General features: G+C 67.7%; 3 protein-coding genes and 2 pseudogenes. 3 read left to right on the top strand and 2 right to left on the bottom strand.

Annotated features, from left to right (window positions below; translation table 11 throughout):
• From KZA10_RS09540 to KZA10_RS09530, 3 genes and pseudogenes are all read left to right on the top strand, one after another.
• Nucleotides 1–441 (top strand): annotated as a pseudogene (locus KZA10_RS09540) (hypothetical protein); the annotation flags it as partial.
• A 125-nt stretch (nucleotides 442–566) separates the two neighbouring features.
• Entirely contained in the window at nucleotides 567–1541 is a 975-nt protein-coding gene (locus KZA10_RS09535; RefSeq protein WP_308289630.1) for a DUF4064 domain-containing protein, read from the top strand.
• Between the two features lie 75 nt (nucleotides 1542–1616).
• Nucleotides 1617–1826 carry a M23 family metallopeptidase gene (locus tag KZA10_RS09530; protein ID WP_256934662.1) on the top strand — a complete coding sequence of 70 codons (210 nt, stop codon included), beginning with the start codon at nucleotides 1617–1619 and terminating at the stop codon, nucleotides 1824–1826.
• Between the two features lie 25 nt (nucleotides 1827–1851).
• Here the strand turns inward: KZA10_RS09530 and KZA10_RS09525 are convergent, their stop codons facing one another.
• Together KZA10_RS09525 and dprA are read right to left on the bottom strand one after the other, a co-directional pair.
• Entirely contained in the window at nucleotides 1852–2754 is a 903-nt protein-coding gene (locus KZA10_RS09525) for a tyrosine recombinase XerC (RefSeq protein WP_218682748.1), read from the bottom strand.
• Nucleotides 2755–2816: 62 nt separating this feature from the next.
• A pseudogene (dprA, locus tag KZA10_RS09520) lies at nucleotides 2817–3641 on the bottom strand (DNA-processing protein DprA); the annotation flags it as partial.
• Nucleotides 3642–3766 lie beyond the last annotated feature (125 nt).

Raw genomic sequence — 3766 nt, 5'->3', positions numbered from 1 at the left:
GTGCCGTTCTGGACGAACTTCCTCGTGCGCACCATCGGCTGGCAGGTGATCCTCGCGCCCGAGGGGTGGCTCTCGCAGCTACTGCAGGGCATCGGGGTCATCCCCGGCCCGCTCGATCTGCTGTACTACGGCGAGGCGCTCACGATCACGATCGAGACTCCCGAGGCGTGCCGCAGCAAGGAAGCCCAGCTGCAGTCGTCCGACCCGCAGCGTGACATGGCGGACTCCCTCGACGGCACCGCAGACCGGTTGAAGCAGAAGCAGCAGGAGGAGCAGCAGCAGCAGCAGCAACAGCAGCCCCAGCCTCAGCCCGGAGAGAAGGAGCAGCCCTCCGAGGACAAGCTGAAGGGGCTCCAGGACAAGCTCGAACAGGGCACGCAGGAACGCGATCAGCAACAGGGCGACGACCAGGGCGGTTCGGGAACGGAGAAGCCGTGGTGAGCGATCACGAAAGGCAGCGAGCGCGGTACATCGCGGGCACGGAGGGGGCTCCTCCCGTTCCACCGCCCGGGGGCTACCGCGGCGCGCGGCGCGAGGCGTTCGGATCGACGCCGAGCCCGACCGTCGTGAGCACTGCGCTGCCGAAGGAACCGAAGAAGCCGGCGAACGCCCTCGGGTGGATCGCCCTCACCGTGTCGATCCTGTTCGCCCTGATCCTGCTCGGCACGCTCATCGCCGGCGGCACCGACATCCTCTACGGCGTCACGATGTTCACACTGCAGCTCGTGGTGGTCGGCACGATCGTCGCTGCGCTGTTCTCGGCACGTGGCCGCACGCTCGGGGCGATCGCCCTGGTCGTGACGGTCCTGTTCAACGTCGCCACCGTCGGCGGCATGAGTGCGCTGCAGACCTCGGCCTCCGGCAACTACGAGGGCACGAAGACGGCCGCGCAGAAGCACGCGGAGGCCTATCCCGCCATCAAGGGCACCGATCCGCAGAAGACGCTCTCGCAGGAGTCGCTCGAGGAGGTGCGCGCGCATGCGGAGACGATGTTCGCCGACATCCGTACGCGGCTGACCGCGGAGTTCGGCTACACCTGGGTGCAGGTGGGCGAGGAAGACCTTCGACCCGAGCGCAACGGCTATGGCGGGGAGTCGATGCTGGTCGAGTTCACCTCTGCGTCGTGGGCGACCGTCGAGCCCATCCAGGACTACGAACGCAAGCTCGAGGTGATGGCCGCGATCAGCGAGGTCGTCACCGATCACGGGCTGTGGGCTCTGTACTCGTTCAACGATCCGACCGCGTCGGGCATCGACCCCGCGATGATCGCCAAGCTCTACGGCAGCGACGACCCGCGCACGCAGACCACGTGGGAGTACTACACCGAGAACTTCCCCGGTCCGCTGCGCTTCTACGCCACCATCAACGACCTCTCCAACGATCCGGACGGCGGATTCCTGGCCGCCCGCGAAGCGCAGAACGCCCGTACCGGCGAGCCTCTCGAAGGCCTGCAGCTGACCGTGATCGCGAGCGCCGTGCTCAGCGAAGCCGATCGCGAGGAGTTCCAGACGAGGCTGCAGGACTATCCCGGCTTCGAGTGACCGGCGTCAGCGCCCCGGATCGGGCACGGTTCAGGAGCCGAGCGTCAACAGCATCCTGGCCAGCACGTAGGACTGGTGACCACATTCGAACCGCTTCGCTCCCCCTTGGTTCCGGGTGACGTCGTGGTCTCCGGCGAGGAGATCGGATTCGTCGACGTGGGCGGACACACCTCACCCGGCGCACTGCACCTCGGTGTTCGACGCAATGGCGACTACGTGAACCCCATGCTCTTCTTCGGCGAGGTTCCTCGCGCCGTGCTTCTCCCGTGTTGCCTCGCACGCTGAGCGAAGGTGCGCGGGAGACGCCGGCTCACGCCCGCGGATGGGCGAGCCGATAGGTCGCAGTCAGCCGCTCGGTGGAGACATGTGTATAGATCTGCGTCGTTCCGAGGCTCGCATGTCCGAGGATCTCCTGCACGGCCCGGAGATCGGCTCCACCGTCGAGAAGGTGCGTGGCAGCGGTGTGCCGCAAGGCATGAGGGCCGATCGTCTCCGTGCCGACGATCGGAGCGAGCTCACGTGCGACGAGTTCGTACACGGTGCGCGGTCCCACTCTCGCCCCCCGGCTTCCGAGGATCACTGCGGCGGTGAACGTCCGCGACCTGGCCACGAGAACCGGCCTTCCGCGTGTCAGATACGCGGTGAGCGCGTCCCGCGCGGGCGAGCCGTAAGGAACCACGCGCTCCTTAGCTCCTTTGCCGAGCACGCGCGCAGTGCCGCGATCGAGATCGAGGTCGTCGATGTCCAATCCGCACAGTTCCGAGACGCGGATACCGGAGCCGTACAGCAGCTCGAGGATCGCGTGGTCCCGCAGCGCGAGCGCGTCCCCCTCCTCTGCCGCAGCGCGGAGCGTGTCGAGGAGCGCGGACATCACGTCTCGTGAGGCGACCGTCGGGAGCGTCCTCCCCTTCTTCGGCGCGACCAGACGCGGGCTCGGGTCATGGGCGATGAGGGCGCGCTCCTGCGCCCAGCTGAAGAACGATCGGGCCGTGGCTGCCCGCCGCGCCAGCGTCGATCGCGCATCACCCCGCTGCGTCGCACGCCAGAGCCAATCCCGCAGAACCTCCAAATCGACGGCTTCGAGCGGGACGCCCCCTGCCGATGCGTCGAGGTCGCGCAGGTCGGATCGATAGGCCTTCACGGTCGCGGGAGACAGCCGACGCACCCGCTCCAGGTGATCGGCGAACTCGTCTGCCGCGGTCGCGAGATCCATGACTCCAGCTTGCACCGCTCCCCAGATGTCTCAGGCAGCCTCGCCGTCGAGATGCCCGGCAATCAGCGCGATGGGGACGCGGGCGCTCGATACCACCCCCCGCCGTCGAGTGCGACGTCCCCCTCCAGGTGCAGGAGGCCGAGCACCGTCCGGACGCGATCCGGCGACAAACCAGAGCGACGGGCCACCTCATCTATCGGCAGTCGCGACCTGGTTCCCAGGGCGTCGAGAACACGGGTATGGCTCGACTCCCGGACGTGCGCTCCCTGCTCGTATCCGTCGTCGAGCGAGCCGAGCAGTTCTCTCACCTCCCGGGCTGAGGTGACGCATTGCGCGTCATACTCGCGCAGGAGACGATGACATCCGGCCGAAGAAGCCGAGGTCACAGGCCCGGGGACAGCACCCAGAGGGCGACCGAGAGCAGCCGCGTGACCGGCGGTGTTCAATGATCCGCTGCGCCACCCTGCCTCGACGACGACCGTCGCGTGCCCGAGCGCCGCAATCAGACGGTTTCTCGCAAGAAACCGCCACTTCGTGGGCGCCGCGCCGCAGGGCGGCTCGCTCACGAGCGCCCCCTCCTCCGCTATTCGTCTCAGGAGCGACTGATGTCCGGCCGGGTAGGCACGATCCACTCCCCCAGCGAGAAACGCTATGGTCGCACCCTGTACGCCGAGAGCCGCTCGATGCGCTGCACCATCGATCCCGTAGGCACCGCCCGAGACGATCACCGCCCCGGTAGCAGCGAGATCACCGGCCAGTTCTGTCGCGACGTGTTCGCCGTAGCCGCTGGATGCTCGCGCCCCGACGATCGACACGTGAGGTTCGCGGGTGAGCAGTTCGGTACGCCCTCGCACCCAGAGCGCGCTCGGAGCGTGGGGACCGAGGTCTCCCCGGCATCCATCCAGGTCTGCAACCAGTCGTTCATGCGCATGTCCCCCGGCGAGCTCGAAGAGCCATGATCCCCTCGGGTGACCCCCATCGACACAGCACCACCGGTCTTGCGAGATCGAGC

Origin of the sequence: Microbacterium sp. BF1, assembly GCF_019279095.1 — a bacterium.
GTDB classification, from domain to species: Bacteria; Actinomycetota; Actinomycetes; order Actinomycetales; family Microbacteriaceae; genus Microbacterium; species Microbacterium maritypicum.
The sequence above is the reverse complement of the archived record's forward strand: the minus strand, read 5'-3'. Positions and strand labels throughout refer to the sequence as shown.